Annotated in this window: 12 protein-coding genes and 3 tRNA genes; 3 read left to right on the forward strand and 12 right to left on the reverse strand. The window is 73.4% G+C overall.

Annotated features, from left to right (window positions below):
- Positions 1 to 11: 11 nt before the first annotated feature.
- The 6 genes from FHL80_RS11235 to FHL80_RS11265 form a co-directional block, all read right to left on the reverse strand.
- Positions 12 to 84 (reverse strand) — tRNA-Glu (locus FHL80_RS11235).
- 104 nt (positions 85 to 188) lie between these two features.
- Positions 189 to 261 (reverse strand) — tRNA-Glu (locus FHL80_RS11240).
- A 67-nt stretch (positions 262 to 328) separates the two neighbouring features.
- A tRNA-Gln gene (locus FHL80_RS11245) sits at positions 329 to 400 on the reverse strand.
- Positions 401 to 482: 82 nt separating this feature from the next.
- Entirely contained in the window at positions 483 to 1,751 is a 1,269-nt protein-coding gene (locus tag FHL80_RS11250) for a CPBP family intramembrane glutamic endopeptidase (protein WP_216870626.1), read from the reverse strand.
- Positions 1,748 to 3,241, reverse strand: coding sequence for a glutamate--tRNA ligase (gltX, locus tag FHL80_RS11260; protein ID WP_138733505.1), 1,494 nt, complete (start codon positions 3,239 to 3,241; stop codon positions 1,748 to 1,750). Before gltX ends, FHL80_RS11250 begins: the two co-directional genes overlap by 4 nt.
- Positions 3,238 to 4,050: a fumarylacetoacetate hydrolase family protein gene (locus tag FHL80_RS11265; protein WP_138733506.1), complete on the reverse strand. Its 813-nt coding sequence runs from the start codon at positions 4,048 to 4,050 to the stop codon at positions 3,238 to 3,240. Before FHL80_RS11265 ends, gltX begins: the two co-directional genes overlap by 4 nt.
- Before the next feature lie 43 nt (positions 4,051 to 4,093).
- Here FHL80_RS11265 and FHL80_RS11270 point away from each other — a divergent pair, with 43 nt between their 5' ends.
- Together FHL80_RS11270 and FHL80_RS11275 are read left to right on the forward strand one after the other, a co-directional pair.
- The gene (locus tag FHL80_RS11270) at positions 4,094 to 4,510 is read left to right on the forward strand and encodes a VOC family protein (protein WP_138733507.1); all 417 of its coding nucleotides are present in this window, start codon (positions 4,094 to 4,096) and stop codon (positions 4,508 to 4,510) included.
- 10 nt (positions 4,511 to 4,520) lie between these two features.
- Positions 4,521 to 5,249: a glutamine amidotransferase gene (locus FHL80_RS11275; RefSeq protein ID WP_138733508.1), complete on the forward strand. Its 729-nt coding sequence runs from the start codon at positions 4,521 to 4,523 to the stop codon at positions 5,247 to 5,249.
- On the opposite strand, the gene cimA is transcribed toward FHL80_RS11275, so the two are convergent.
- The 3 genes from cimA to serA all read right to left on the reverse strand — a co-directional run bounded on the left by cimA (position 5,233) and on the right by serA (position 10,293).
- Positions 5,233 to 6,831, reverse strand: coding sequence for a citramalate synthase (cimA, locus tag FHL80_RS11280; RefSeq protein WP_216870627.1), 1,599 nt, complete (start codon positions 6,829 to 6,831; stop codon positions 5,233 to 5,235). The genes FHL80_RS11275 and cimA overlap by 17 nt on opposite strands.
- 419 nt (positions 6,832 to 7,250) lie before the next feature.
- Positions 7,251 to 8,270 carry a 3-isopropylmalate dehydrogenase gene (locus FHL80_RS11285; protein ID WP_138733509.1) on the reverse strand — a complete coding sequence of 340 codons (1,020 nt, stop codon included), beginning with the start codon at positions 8,268 to 8,270 and terminating at the stop codon, positions 7,251 to 7,253.
- A 409-nt stretch (positions 8,271 to 8,679) separates the two neighbouring features.
- On the reverse strand, positions 8,680 to 10,293 hold the full coding sequence (gene serA / locus FHL80_RS11290) for a phosphoglycerate dehydrogenase (RefSeq protein ID WP_246078614.1): 1,614 nt from the start codon (positions 10,291 to 10,293) through the stop codon (positions 8,680 to 8,682).
- Between the two features lie 162 nt (positions 10,294 to 10,455).
- On the opposite strand from serA, the gene FHL80_RS11295 reads away from it, so the two are divergent.
- The gene (locus tag FHL80_RS11295; RefSeq protein WP_138733510.1) at positions 10,456 to 11,292 is read left to right on the forward strand and encodes a hypothetical protein; all 837 of its coding nucleotides are present in this window, start codon (positions 10,456 to 10,458) and stop codon (positions 11,290 to 11,292) included.
- 97 nt (positions 11,293 to 11,389) lie between these two features.
- Here the strand turns inward: FHL80_RS11295 and ilvC are convergent, their stop codons facing one another.
- From ilvC to FHL80_RS11310, 3 genes are all read right to left on the reverse strand, one after another.
- Positions 11,390 to 12,415 (reverse strand): ketol-acid reductoisomerase, encoded by a 1,026-nt coding sequence (gene ilvC / locus FHL80_RS11300; RefSeq protein ID WP_138733511.1) that lies wholly within the window; start codon positions 12,413 to 12,415, stop codon positions 11,390 to 11,392.
- A 70-nt stretch (positions 12,416 to 12,485) separates the two neighbouring features.
- The gene (ilvN, locus tag FHL80_RS11305; protein ID WP_138733512.1) at positions 12,486 to 13,013 is read right to left on the reverse strand and encodes an acetolactate synthase small subunit; all 528 of its coding nucleotides are present in this window, start codon (positions 13,011 to 13,013) and stop codon (positions 12,486 to 12,488) included.
- On the reverse strand, positions 13,013 to 14,869 hold a 1,857-nt coding region (locus tag FHL80_RS11310), incomplete at its 5' end, for an acetolactate synthase large subunit (RefSeq protein WP_246078615.1). The genes FHL80_RS11310 and ilvN, both read right to left, overlap by 1 nt.

The raw sequence follows: 14,869 nt of genomic DNA on the forward strand, positions 1-14,869 counted from the left end.
CTCGCCCGGTGTAGCCCCGAAGGGATTCGAACCCTCGCTACCGCCGTGAGAGGGCGGCGTCCTGGGCCGCTAGACGACGGGGCCGTGATCGCGCCGTCGATCCTGGCACGTGCGGCCGGGCGACGCGCGCAGGAGTCCGGAGACGACGAGAGCTCCCGACCCGGATGGGTCGGGAGCTCCGTCTCGTGTAGCCCCGAAGGGATTCGAACCCTCGCTACCGCCGTGAGAGGGCGGCGTCCTGGGCCGCTAGACGACGGGGCCCCAGGCAGTGCTGGTGCTGCTCGGTGGTGCTGTGGTGCGGTCGTGCTGAGGAGGTGGATCTTCCTCGCTGGGGTACCAGGACTCGAACCTAGACTAACGGAACCAGAAACCGTCGGGCTGCCAATTACCCCATACCCCAAGGCCGTGCAGCACCTTTCGGCGCCGGGAGAGAACTGTACCTGATGCCCCGGGTGGGCCTCGCGGGGCCCCTGTCCCGCGCGTCATCCCCAGGCCGGCGGCGGGCCGGGCACCCAGCCGGGCGGGCCCGCGGGGCGCCCGCCGATCGGCCCGGCGCCCGGGCGCAGGTCCACGGCCGGGCTGAGCAGCTCCGGTCGCAGCTGGGGCCGGGAGCGGGCCAGCCACACGACGAACGCGGCCATGCCGAGGATGCCGAGGAGGCTGGTGGCCCAGCCGAGGACGCCGCCCGGCTCGGCGGCGGCCGCCCGGTCGCCCAGCGCGCCGGCCAGCAGGAAGATCACCACGTTGTTGACGGCGTGCAATGCGATGGAGGCCTCCAGCCCGCCGGTCAGCCAGACCGCCGCGGAGAGCGCGAGCCCGATGGCGAAGCGGTAGAGGAAGGTCTGGAAGTCCGGCGGGGCGTGGGCGGCGGAGAACAGCGCCGCCGACACCACCCCGGCGACGGCGGCCCCGACCACCGGGCGGCCGATCCAACCGGCGATGGCCTGGCTCAGGTACCCGCGGAAGACGTACTCCTCCGCGGCGGCCTGCAGCGGCGTCGTGGTGAGGACGACCAGCAGCATCCACCCGAACGACGGGCCCGGTCCGGTGACCTCCACACCGGTGGCCACCACCGCGATCAGCAGGCCGAGGGCGACCGCCACCCCGAGGGTGGCCAGCGCCCGCCAGGTCACGGGCAGGAACAGCCGCCAGCGCAGCCAGCCCAGCACGGAGGAGGACCAGCCGATGCCCAGCCCGTGCGGGACCAGCCAGCACACCCAGACGATCGGGATGGCCACGATCAGCGAGAGGTTGGTGACCAGCAGGACGGCGACGTCGGTGAGGTCGAGCAGCGCCAGGTCGGGCACCACCCCGGTCGCCAGCACGACGAAGACCAGGACGAGGGCGGCGACCATGTAGAGCACGGTGAACAGCAGGAAGCCGAGCAGCGGTCGCCACCACGCCCAGTCCCGGGCCCGCATCAGCAGCGCGAAGGGCTGCGGGGTGTCGAACGGCGGGGCGCCCGGCGGGGTGACCGCCCGTCCCGGCCCACGGGCGGGGACGGGCGGCGGCGCACCCCACGGGGGGACGCCCCACGGCGGGACGCCCCACGGCGGGACGCCCCACGGCGGGACGCCCCACGGCGGGACGCCCCACGGCGGGCCGCCCCACGGCGTAGGACTCCACGGAGGGCCCCACGCCGGGCCAGGGACGCCCACGGGGACCTGGGGCGGCGCGCCGTAGCGGCCGGTCGGCGGCGGACCGCTGTACGGCTGCTCCGGCGGCGACGCGCCCCAGCCCCCCGCGGTCATCCGGTCGCTGCCCCGCGGGCGGCTGCGAGCCGGGTCAGCGTGCGCTCGCGACCCAGCAGCTCCATCGACTCGTACAGCGGCGGCGACACCGTGCGACCGCTGACCGCCACCCGCACCGGGCCGAACGCCTGCCGCGGCTTGCGGCCCAGGCCCTCGACGAGGGCGTCCTTGAGGGCGGTCTCGATGGACGGCGTCGTCCACTCCGGTAGCGCCTGCAGCGCCGCGGTGGCCGCGTCGAGCACCTCACCGGCACCGGCCCCGAGCTGCTTCTCCGCGGCGGCCGGCTCGATCTCGACGCCGTCGGTGAACAGGAAGCCGAGCAGCCCCACCGCGTCGGACAGCACGATCATCCGCTCCTGGGCCAGCGGCGCGATCTGGGCGAGCACGGCGCCCTGCTCCGCGGTCGGCGGGTCGGCCACCAGCCCGGCACCGGCCAGGTACGGCGTGACCCGGCTGATGAACTCCTCGACCGGCAGCGCCCGCAGGTGGGTGGCGTTGATCGCCTCGGCCTTCTTCAGGTCGAAGCGGGCCGGGTTGGCGCTGACCCGGGTGACGTCGAAGGCCTCGACCAGCTCGGCCGGCGAGAACACGTCGCGGTCCTCGGCGATCGACCAGCCCAGCAGGGCCAGGTAGTTGGTCAGGCCCTCGGGCAGGAAGCCGCGCTCGGGGTAGACGTCGAAGTTGGCCTGCGGGTCGCGCTTGGACAGCTTCTTGGTGCCCTCGCCCATCACGTAGGGCAGGTGGCCGAACCGCGGCGTGCCGGCGGCGACGCCGATGTCGGTGAGCGCCGCGTACAGCGCGAGCTGGCGCGGGGTGGAGGGCAGCAGGTCCTCACCGCGCAGCACGTCGGTGATGCCCATCAGGGCGTCGTCGACCGGGTTCACGAACGGGTACAGCGGGGCGCCGTTGCCGCGGACCAGCACGAAGTCCGGCACCGTCCCCGCCGCGAAGCTCACCTCGCCGCGGACCAGGTCGGTCCAGCCGAGCGCCTCGTCGGGCATCCGCAACCGCAGCACGGGCTGGCGCCCCTCGTCCCGGAACGCGCTCTTCTGCGCGTCGGTGAGGTACCGGTCGGCGTTGTCGTAGCCGAGCTTGGGGTCCTGCCCGGCGGCGAGCCGCCGGGCGTCGACCTCCTCGTTGGTGGAGAAGGACTCGTAGGCGTGGCCGGCCGCCAGCAGCCGGGCGGCGACGTCCCGGTAGACCTCGTGCCGCTCCGACTGCCGGTACGGCCCGTGCGGGCCGCCGACCTCGGGGCCCTCGTCCCAGTCGACGCCCAGCCAGTGCAGGCTGTCCAGCAGGTGCCGGTAGGACTCCTCGGAGTCGCGCGAGGCGTCGGTGTCCTCGATCCGGAAGACCAGCTGCCCGCCGGTGTGCCGGGCGTGCGCCCAGTTGAACAGCGCGGTGCGCATCAGCCCGACGTGCACCATGCCGGTCGGCGAGGGGCAGAAACGGGTGCGGACGACGCCCGGCTCGACCTGCGGAGCCGTCATCGGTCGCCCCCCGCGGTGGAGGTCCGGTCGGCGCCGGCGACGGAGTTGGTGAGCGTGCCCAGCCCCTCGATCGTGCACTCGACCCGCTGCCCGGGGGCGATCGGCCCGACACCGGAGGGCGTGCCGGTGAGCACCACGTCGCCCGGCAGCAGCGTCATCACCTGGGAGATGTAGGAGATCAGGGTGGGCAGCCCGAACAGCAGCTGGCTGGTGCGGCCGGACTGCCGCAGCTCGCCGTCGACCTGGCAGCTGATCTCGAGGTCGGCCGGGTCCTTGCCCAGCCCGGCCAGGTCGGTCTCGATCCACGGGCCCAGCGGGCAGAAGGAGTCGAAGCCCTTGGCCCGGGTCCACTGGCCGTCGCTCTTCTGCATGTCCCGCTCGGAGACGTCGTTGCCGATCGTGTAACCGAACACGCTGGCCATCGCCTGCTCCGGGGTGACCGAGCGCGCGCCACGGGCGCCGATGACGACGGCGAGCTCCACCTCGTGGTGCACGTTGGTGCTGCCGGCCGGGATGCGGATGGCGTCGCCCGGACCGATCACCGAGGTGGAGGGCTTGAGGAAGATCAGCGGTTCCGCCGGCGCGTCGCCGGTGGCCATCTCCTTGACGTGCTCGGCGTAGTTCTTCCCGACGCCGACGACCTTGCTGGGCAGGATCGGGGAGAGCAGCCGGACGTCGGCGGCGGCGTACCGCTGGCCGGTGAAGGAGATCTGGCCGAAGGGGTGCCCCTCGATCTGGGCGACCTGGCCGTCCCCGTCGAGGACCCCGAAGGACATGCCGGCTGGGTGGGCGAAGCGGACGATGCGCACGTCCCGAGGTTAGTCGGGGTGCCCAACCCGGCTACCGTGCGCCATGGCCAGCCGGATCACCGAACTCGTCCTGGACTGCCGCGACCCCGCCGGGCTCGCCGCCTGGTGGGCGGAGGTGCTCGGCTACGAGGTGGTCGGCACCGAGGACGACGGCGCGGTCGAGGTCGGCCCACCCGGGCAGGCGCCGAAGGGCGTCGTCCCCACGATCCTCTGCGCACCGGTGCCCGAGCCCACGCCGGGCAAGCTCCGGCTGCACCTGGACCTCAACGCGACCGACCGCGACCAGGACGCCGAGCTCGAGCGGCTGCTCGCGCTCGGCGCGACCCCGGTCGACGTCGGTCAGGGACCGCTGAGCGGCACCATGACCTGGCACGTGCTCGCCGACCCCGAGGGCAACGAGTTCTGCCTGCTCCGGAGCCGGGTCGACCCGGCACCAGGACCGCCACCGCCCCCCGCCTAGCATCCGGACGGTGAGGCCCTTCCTGCTGCTGTCCTCCCGTGCGGAGGACGAGGCCGCGGACGGCGAGCACGCCGCGTTCCTCCGCTGCACCGGGCTGGCTGCCGAGCAGCTGCGGCAGATCCGGATGGAGGCCGCTCCCCTGCCCGAGCTGCGGCTCGACGACTTCTCGGGGGTCTTCCTCGGCGGCGGACCGTTCAACTCCAGCGACCCGGCGCCGAGCAAGTCCGCGGTCCAGCGCCGGGTCGAGCGGGAGCTGGACGGCTTGCTGGACGAGGTCGTCGAGCGCGACCTGCCCTTCTTCGGCGCCTGCTACGGCGTCGGGACCCTCGGCGTGCACCAGGGCGCCGTCGTGGACCGGACGTTCGCCGAGCCGGTGTCCGCGGTGCCCGTCACGCTGACCCCCGCCGGCACGGAGGACCCGCTGCTGGCCGGCGTCCCCGAGCGGTTCGACGCGTTCGTCGGCCACAAGGAGGCCTGCCGCACGCTGCCGGCGTCCGCGGTCCTGCTCGCCTCGTCGCCGGCGTGCCCGGTGCAGATGTTCCGGGTGAAGCGCAACGTCTACGCGACGCAGTTCCACCCCGAGCTCGACGTGGCCGGCATCCTGACGCGGGTGCGCGTCTACCAGCACGCCGGCTACTTCCCGGCCGCAGAGCTGGACCAGCTCGTCGCCGCGCTCTCCGCCGCCGTGGTGACCGAGCCGGGCCGGATGCTGGCCAACTTCGTCAGCCGGTACGGCTGACGTCCGCCGGCCGGTGCCGCACCGCGTAGGTCAAGGCGTCGACCAGCGCGTGCCAGGAGGCCTCCACGATGTTGTCGTGGACGCCGACCGTGGTCCACTCCCCCGCCCCGTCGGTGCTGTCGATGAGCACCCGGGTGGTAGCGCTGGTGCCGCCGGTCCAGCCGAGGATGCGCACCTTGTAGTCGGCCAGCGAGACGTCGGCCAACTGCGGGTAGCGGCCGACCAGCGCCTGGCGCAGGGCGTTGTCCAGCGCGTTGACCGGGCCGTTGCCCTCGCCGGTGCTGATGATCCGCTCGCCGTCCACGTGCACCTTGACGGTCGCCTCGCTGATGACCATGCCGTTGCCCCAGTGCTCCACGGAGCTCCGGTAGCTCTCCAGCTCGAACAGCGGTTCGGGGGCATCGGGCAGCTGGGCGCGCAGCAGCAGCTCGAAGGAGGCGTCGGCGGCCTCGAAGGACCATCCGTCGGCCTCCAGGACCTTCACCTGGTCCACGACCCGACCGATGGCGTCGGCCTGCCCGGCGAGGTCGACCCCGAGCTCGCGGCCCTTGAGCTCGATCGAGGCCCGGCCGGCCATCTCGGTGACCAGGATGCGCATGTCGTTGCCGACCACCTCCGGCGCGAGGTGGTTGTACAGCTCCGGGCGGACCTTGATCGCGCTGGCGTGCAGGCCGGCCTTGTGCGCGAAGGCCGAGGCGCCGACGAAGGGCTGGTGGTCGTCGGGCGCGATGTTGGCCAGCTCGGCGATCGCGTGGCTCACCCGCTTGAGCTCGGCCAGGCACTCGGCCGGCACCACCGGCAACCCCATCTTGGTGACCAGGTTGCCGACCAGCGCGAACGTGTCGGCGTTCCCGGCCCGCTCGCCGTAGCCGTTGGCGGTGCCCTGGACGTGGGTGACCCCGGCCTCGACGGCGGCCAGCGAGTTCGCCACCGCGCAGCCGGTGTCGTCCTGGCAGTGGATGCCCAGCCGCCCGCTGGTCCGGGCGCGGACGTCGGCGACGACCCGGCCCACGCCCATCGGCAGCATGCCGCCGTTGGTGTCGCACAGGACGCCGACCTCCGCGCCGGCGGCGAACGCCGTCTCCAGCACCTGCACGCCGTAGTGCGGGTCCGCGGCGTAGCCGTCGAAGAAGTGCTCGCAGTCGACGAAGACCCGCCGTCCGTGCCCGGCCAGGAAGGCGACCGTGTCGGCGACCATGGCCAGGTTCTCCTCGACCGTGGTGCGCAGCGCCTCGCGCACGTGCCGGACGTCGGACTTGGCGACCAGGCAGACCACCGGCGTCCCCGCGTCCAGCAGCGCCCGGACCTGCGGGTCCTCCTCCACGCGGGCGCCGGCCTTGCGGGTGGCCCCGAACGCGACGAGCTGGGCGTGCCGCAGCCGCAGCTCGGTCCGGGCCCGCGCGAAGAACTCGGTGTCCTTCGGCAGCGCTCCCGGCCACCCGCCCTCGATGAAGCCGACGCCGATCTCGTCGAGCAGCCGCGCGACGGCGAGCTTGTCGGCGACCGACCAGCTCACCCCCTCGCGCTGCGCACCGTCGCGCAGGGTCGTGTCGAAGACGTGGAAGTCCAAGTCGGTGGCCACGGGTCCTCCCGAGGGGTGTCGCAATCTGGCCCAGACATGAAGAAACCTCCCGGGTCACGGGAGGTTGCGCGCAGTCGGGGAGGTGACTGCGCGCTAGCTGATGATGATCGTGAGGGTGGCGTCCATCGCGCCCAGTACAGCACGGAACCGGCGGCGGTGGAACGGCCCGTCCAGTGGATGGGACGAGGGAGTCCAGGTGACGGCGGGCGGCGGGGCGCGGCACGATCCGGGCCGACCTCGAGGAGGACCGGTGACCACCACCTGGCAGGTCCTCCACCGCACGGACGGAGAGCGCGTGGGGTACGTGACGCCCGCGCCCGGGGACGCCCCGCTCGTCGTCCCCATGACGCTGGCCGGCACGCCCGCGGCGGGGCCGGCTGCCGGGGACCTGCTGCGGACCCCCGCCCCCGTGGGCTGGTTCAGCCCGACAGGGCGGCGAGCCGGTCGCCGATCTCCGCGGTGCGGATGGTGGCCTTCGGGTCGCGGGTGGACAGGTCGAAGGCGACCGCGGCGTTGACCTTCTTCGCCAGCTCCGGGCGGCCGAGGTGGTCCAGCAGCAGCCCGACCGACAGCACGGTGGCCGTCGGGTCGGCGGTGCCCTGCCCGGCGATGTCGGGAGCCGAGCCGTGCACCGGCTCGAACATGCTCGGGTTGGTACCGGAGACGTCGAGGTTGCCGCTGGCGGCCATGCCGATCCCGCCGGTGACGGCGGCGGCCACGTCGGTGACGATGTCGCCGAACAGGTTGTCGGTGACGATCACGTCGTAGCGGGACGGGTCGGTGATGAAGAACATCGCGGCCGCGTCGACGTGCTGGTAGGCGACGGTGACCTCGGGGAACTCCGCGGATACCTCCTCCACGGTGCGCGACCACAACGACCCGGCGTGGGTGAGCACGTTGGTCTTGTGGATCAGCGTGAGGTGCCTGCGCGGGCGGGCGACCGCCCGTTCGAAGGCGTAGCGGACCACGCGCTCCACGCCGAAGGCGGTGTTGAGGCTGACCTCGGTCGCGATCTCGTGCGGCGTGTCCCGTCGCAGCACCCCGCCGTTGCCGACGTAGGGGCCCTCGGTGCCCTCGCGCACGCAGAGCATGTCGATCTCGCCGGGCTCGGCCAGCGGGCTGCGCACGCCGTCGTAGAGCCTGGCCGGCCGCAGGTTGACATGGTGGTCGAGCTCGAAGCGGAGCTTGAGCAGCAGGCCGCGCTCGAGGATGCCGCTGGGCACCCCGGGGTCGCCGACGGCGCCGAGCAGGATCGCGTCGTGCTGGCGCAGCTCGTCGAGCACGGAGTCCGGCAGCAGCTCACCGGTGCGGTGCCAGCGCGCCGCCCCCAGGTCGTACGGGGTGGCCTCGACGTCCGGGGCCACGGCCCGCAGGACCTTGAGGCCCTCCGCCACCACCTCGGGACCGATGCCGTCTCCAGGGACCACTGCCAGCCGCATGAGGGCAGAGGTTAGTGGGCGACCACTCCGCCTCCCGCACCCGTACACGCCGGACGCCCCCCGCGAGGTGTTCGCGGAGGGCGTCCGGGTCCTGCGGGAGAGCCGGTCAGCCGGCCGGCGGGGCCTCCACCGGGGACACCGGAGCGTCCCCGGCCGACGGCGCGATCGGCGGGGTCGCTGAACGACAGCCCCGGGGCCAGCGGGTCGAAGCTCATCGGCGTGCTGAGCTCCACCCCGGTGGCACCGGTGGTCGTGCCGAGGTCGTCGACGGTCTCGTAGGGGCTGACCGCCTGGACACCGAAGGAGATCCGCCCCTGCACCAGCGGCATGACCGACAGCGGCACTCCCATCACTCGTCCGGTGGACGCCGCGGCCTCGGGCGCGGTGCCGGGAGAACCCGGCGGCGGTCTCAGCTGGGGGTCAGGTCGGCCGACTGGGCCCGCCGGGAGCCGATCCGCCCGGCGATGTCGGCCAGCAGCTCGGTGCTGACCGGGCTGTCGACGGTCACCGCCATCAGCGCCTCGCCGCCCTGCGTCGTCCGGCTGACCTGCGCGCCGGCGATGTTGATCCCGGCCTCGCCCAGGCTCGCGCCGACGGCGCCGACCACACCGGGCCGGTCGGTGTACACGAAGAACAACAGGTACCCGTCGGCGGTCAGGTCGACGTCGAACCCGGCGACCTCGGTCAGCTTGGGCACCTGGTTCTTCCCGTACAGGGTGCCCGAGACGGTGACCTCGGTGCCGTCGGCCATCGCGCCGCGGACGGTGATCAGGTTGCGGTAGTCCGGGCTCTCCGGGTCGCTGGTGAGGGCCACCTCGAGGCCGCGCTGGGCGGCCAGCAGCGGTGCGTTGACGTAGGTGACCGGCTCCTCCACCACGTCGGCGAAGACGCCGCGCAGCACGGCCAGCTGGACCACCGACACGTCGAACTCGGCGATCTTGCCGAGGACCTCGACCTGCACGGACTGGGCCAGCCCGCCGGCCAGCGCGGTGAACACCCGGCCGAGCTTCTCGGCCAGCGGCAGGCCCGGCCGCACGTCCTCGGCGACCACCCCGCCGGCCTGCACGTTGACCGCGTCGGGGACGAACTCGCCCTGCAGGGCCAGCCGGACGCTGCGGGCCACCGCGGTGCCGGCCTTGTCCTGCGCCTCCGTCGTCGAGGCGCCCAGGTGCGGGGTGACGACGACGTTGGGGAGGCCGAACAGCGGGCTGTCGGTGCACGGCTCCTTGGCGTAGACGTCGATGCCGGCGGCGCCCACCTGGCCGGACTGCAGCGCATCGGCCAGCGCCGCCTCGTCGACCAGCCCGCCGCGGGCGGCGTTGACGATGATCACGCCGCGCTTGGTGGCGGCCAGCTGCTCGGCGCCGATCAACCCGAGGGTCTCCGGTGTCTTGGGCAGGTGGATGGTGATGAAGTCCGACTCGCGGAGCAGCTCGTCCAGCGACACCAGCCGCGCGCCCAGCTGGGCGGCGCGGCCGGGCTGGATGTAGGGGTCGTAGGCGAGCAGGGTGACGCCGAAGGCCGCCAGCCGCTGGGCGACCAGCACGCCGATCCGGCCCAGGCCCACGACACCGACGGTCTTCTCGGTCACCTCCACGCCGGTGAACCTCGACCGGGCCCACTTCCCCTCGCGCAGCGAGGCGTCGGCGGCCGGGATGTGCCGGGCGGCGGACAGCAGCAGCGCGACGGCGTGCTCGGCGGCGCTGACGATGTTCGACGTCGGTGCGTTGACCACCAGCACGCCGCGCTCGGTGGCGGCCGGCACGTCGACGTTGTCCAGCCCGATGCCGGCCCGGGCGACCACCTTGAGCTGCGGCGCCGCGGCGAGCGCCTCGGCGTCGATCTGGGTGGCCGAGCGGATCAGCACGGCCGAGGCCTCGGCGAGCGCCGGGAGGAGGGCGGCACGGTCGGCGCCGTCGACGTGACGGATCTCGACGTCACTGCCCAGCACCTCCAGGACGCTGGGCGCGAGCTCTTCGGCGATCAGGACGACGGGCGTGGTCCCCGGCACAGTGGCGGTCACGGGTCCACAGCGTAGGGACGTCGACCCCGTCGTCCAGCGTCGGTGCCCGGCGGTCCCACTGGGTGGACCGCGCCCGCGTCCGGGCGGGTTGTTGCCCGCTCCCCCGGGACACCGCCATCCTGGGCCGGAGCGCCGGTGCCGCCGGCCCGTGCGGAGGAGACCATGAGCAACGACCGGGACGACGACCAGGGCCGCCAGGAGACGACGCCGCTCGGCCAGCCGCTGGACCCCACCGCGCCCCGCGACGACTCCTCCACCGGGACCGGGTCCAGCGCGTACGGGACCCAGCCCGGGCCGGGACAGCCGTACGCGCCGACCGAGCAGCACGGCCCGCCGCCGCAGTACGGGCAGCCGCCCTCCTACGGCCAGACCGAGCAGTACGGCCGGTACGGGCAGCCGCCCCAGTACGGGCAGCCGCCGCAGTACGGCAGCTACGGCCAGCCCCCGCAGTACGGCCAGTACCAGCCCTCGCCCTACGGGCAGTACGGGACGCCGCAGCCGGCCGGCTACGGCTACGGCCAGTCACCGGCCGTCGCCCGGCCCGGCGGGGTGATCACCGCCGCCGTCCTGGGCCTGGTGCTCGGCGCCTTCGGCGTGCTGGTCAGCCTGCTGTTCGTCATCGTCGGCGCGGTCGCGGCAGGCGGCGCCAGCGGCCTGGACGACGAGATCCCCGGGTTCGGTGCGGTCACCGGGGCCGTCGCCGGCGTCCTGCTGGCCATCGGGCTGCTGGCCGTGGCCTGGACGGTGGTGATGATCTGGGGCTCGGTGTGGGCGCTGACCGGCCGCAGCCGGGTGATGCTGATCGTCGCCGGGTCGATCGCGACGGCGGTCACCGGGGTGATGCTGATCGGCAGCCTGAGCGACGGGGACGGCGGTGGCATCGTGTTCGCGCTGCTGCTGTTCGCGGCGTCGGTGGCCACGGTCGTGCTGCCGTCGCTCTCCTCGGCCGCGCAGTTCTACGCCGCGCACCGCCAGCGGCGGGCACAGCTCCCCCGTTGACGAAGGACCCTCCTGCCCCCCACCACTCGCCAGCTCGCGGCGGGCCCCTGCAGGAGGGCCACGCCGCGAGCCGATGAGCAGCAGCGGGGTCCGTCGATCAGCGGGCGGCGGTGCCGGTGTAGTCGTCGCTGGCGCTGACCCAGCTCATCAGGCCGCGCAGCTGGCGGCCGGTCTCCTCGATCGGGTGCGCCTCGGCGGCGGCCCGCTTCGCCGTGAAGTCCGGTGCGCCGGCGTCCTGGTCGGCGATGAAGCCGGCGGCCCAGGTGCCGTCCTGGATCGCGGTCAGGACGTCCTTCATCGTGTCCTTGACACGGGCGTCGATGACCTTCGGACCGGAGGTGTAGTCGCCGTACTCGGCGGTGTCCGACACCGACCAGCGCTGCTTGGCGATGCCGCCCTCGTACATCAGGTCGACGATCAGCTTGAGCTCGTGCAGGCACTCGAAGTAGGCGATCTCGGGCTGGTAGCCGGCCTCGGTGAGCGTCTCGAACCCGGCGGTCACCAGCGCCGACATGCCGCCGCAGAGCACGGCCTGCTCGCCGAACAGGTCGGTCTCGGTCTCCTCGGCGAAGGTCGTCTTGATGACGCCGGCCCGGGTGCCACCGATCGCCTTGGCGTAGGAGAGCGCCAGGGCCTGGGCGCTCCCGCTGGCGTCCTGCTCCACGGCGATCAGGCAGGGCACGCCCTTGCCGTCGCTGAACTCGCGGCGCACCAGGTGACCGGGGCCCTTGGGGGCGACCATCGCCACGTCCACGCCGGCCGGGGGCTTGATGTAGCCGAAGCGGATGTTGAAGCCGTGGCCGAAGAACAGCGCGTCGCCGTCCTGCAGGTTGGGCTCGACCGACTCGGCGTACAGCTTCCGCTGCACGTGGTCCGGCGCCAGGATCATGATCAGGTCGGCCTCGGCGGACGCCTCGGCCGGGGTGACCACGCGCAGCCCCTCGGCCTCGGCCTTGGCGCGGCTCTTCGAGCCCTCGGGCAGGCCGACGCGGACGTCGACGCCGGAGTCGCGCAGCGACAGCGCGTGGGCGTGGCCCTGGCTGCCGTAGCCCAGGACGGCGACGGTGCGCCCCTGGATGATCGAGAGGTCGGCGTCGTCGTCGTAGAAGATCTCGGCGGCCATGCGGTGGTACGTCCCTTCGGTTGGTGCTCTATCGCGATAAAGCGCGGATGGGGGTGGTGCGGTTCGGGAGTTACGCGGAGCGCTCGACCGGGCGCAAGGTACCGGCGCCGCTCATCGACCGCGGGCCGCGGCCCAGGGCGACGGTGCCGGACTGCGCCATCTCCTTGATGCCCAGCGGGGCGAGGACGGCGACCAGCGCCTGCAGCTTGTCCGGCGTCCCGGTCGCCTCGAGGGTGACGGTGTCGACGTTGACGTCGACCACGCGGGCGCGGAAGAGCTCGGCGGTCTGCAGCACCTGGGTCCGGTCGGCCAGCGGTGCGCGGACCTTCACCAGCAGCAGCTCACGCTGGACGGCGGCCCCGCCGTCCAGCTCGACGATCTTGATGACCTCGATCAGCTTGTTCAGCTGCTTGGTGATCTGCTCCAGCGGCTGGGACTCCGCGTCGGCGACGATCGTCATCCGGGACAGGTCCGGGTTCTCCGTCGGACCGACGGCGAGGGACTCGATGTTGAAGCCCCGCCGGCTGAACAGGGCCGAGACCCGCGCCAGCACACCGGACTTGTTCTCGACCAGGACCGAGAGCGTGTGTCGCGTCATCAGACCTGCCCCTCTCCGAAGACCGGCCGCACGTCGCGCGCGGCCAGGATCTCGTCGTTGCTCGCGCCCGCGGCGACCATCGGCCACACCTGGGCGTCGGAGCCGACGATGAAGTCGATGACCACCGGGGCGTCGTTGATCGCCATCGCCTTCTCGATCACCGCGTCGACGTCGTCCCTGCTCTCGCAGCGCAGGCCGACGCAGCCCAGCGCCTCGGCGAGGGTGACGAAGTCGGGGATGCGGACCTGCTTGGGCGAGCCGTCACCGGCGCCGTGCGTGCTGAGGTGGGTGTTGGAGTAGCGGCCCTCGTAGAAGAGCGTCTGCCACTGCCGGACCATGCCGAGGTTGCCGTTGTTGATGACGGCGACCTTGACCGGGATGCCCTCGATGGCGCAGGTGGCCAGCTCCTGGTTGGTCATCTGGAAGCAGCCGTCACCGTCGATGGCCCACACCGTGGTCTCCGGCCGGCCGTACTTGGCGCCCATCGCGGCCGGGACGGCGTAGCCCATCGTGCCGAGCCCACCGCTGTTGAGCCAGGTGCCCGGCTTCTCGTAGCGGATGAACTGCGCGGCCCACATCTGGTGCTGGCCGACGCCGGAGGCGTAGACCGCGTCCGGGCCGGCAATGGCGCCCAGCCGCTCGATCACGTACTGCGGGGACAGCGCGCCGTCCTCCGGCCAGTCGTAGCCGAGCGGGTAGCGGGCCCGCCAGTCCTCCAGCTGCTCCCACCAGGCGGTCAGCTCCGGGGTGCGGCCGGCCGCGTGCTCGGCGCGCAGCGCGCTGACCAGCTCGGCGATCGTCGCCTTGGCGTCGCCCACGATCGGCACGTCGGCCCGCCGGTTCTTGCCGATCTCGGCCGGGTCGATGTCGGCGTGGACGACGGCGGCGTTGGGCGCGAAGCTCGACAGCTCGCCGGTGACCCGGTCGTCGAAGCGGGTGCCGAGGGCGACCAGCAGGTCGGCCTTCTGCAGCGCGGTGACCGCGGTGACGTTGCCGTGCATCCCGGGCATGCCCAGGTTCTGCGGGTGGCTGTCCGGGAAGGCGCCGCGGGCCATCAGCGTGGTGACCACCGGCGCACCGGTCAGCTCGGCCAGCTCGGCCAGCTCGGCGCTGGCGCCTGCCTTGAGCACCCCGCCGCCGACGTAGAGCACCGGCTGCCGGGCCCCGGCGATGAGCGCCGCGGCCTCGCGGACCTGCTTGCCGTGCGGACGGGTGGTCGGCTTGTAGCCGGGCAGGTCGATCCGCGGCGGCCAGCTGAAGTCGGTGCGCGCCTGCAGCACGTCCTTGGGGACGTCGACCAGGACCGGGCCCGGGCGGCCGGTGCTGGCCAGGTGGAAGGCCTCGGCGATCCGCTGCGGGATCTCGTCGGCGCTGGTGACCAGGAAGCTGTGCTTGGTGACCGGCATCGTGATGCCGCGGATGTCGGCCTCCTGGAAGGCGTCGGTCCCGATGGACCCGGTGGACACCTGGCCGGTGATGGCCACGATCGGCACCGAGTCCATGTAGGCGTCGGCCAGCGGGGTGACCAGGTTGGTCGCACCGGGGCCGGAGGTGGCCATGCAGACCCCGACCCGGCCGGTGGCCTGGGCGTACCCGGTCGCGGCGTGGCCGGCGCCCTGCTCGTGGCGGACCAGCACGTGCCGGATGTGGGAGTCGAACAGCGGGTCGTAGAGCGGGAGGATCGCCCCGCCCGGGATGCCGAACGCGACCTCGACCCCGACCGCCTCCAGGGAGCGGACCAGGCTCTGCGCACCGGTGATGCCGGTGGCCGGCTCGGCCGCGGCCTCGGCCATGGTCCGGGCGGTGGTCTCGACGCCGAGGGTCGCGGCGGCGGCGGCCTCGCTGGGGGCGGTGGG

Origin of the sequence: Modestobacter excelsi (genome assembly GCF_005930495.1) — a bacterium.
GTDB lineage: Bacteria > Actinomycetota > Actinomycetes > Mycobacteriales > Geodermatophilaceae > Modestobacter > Modestobacter excelsi.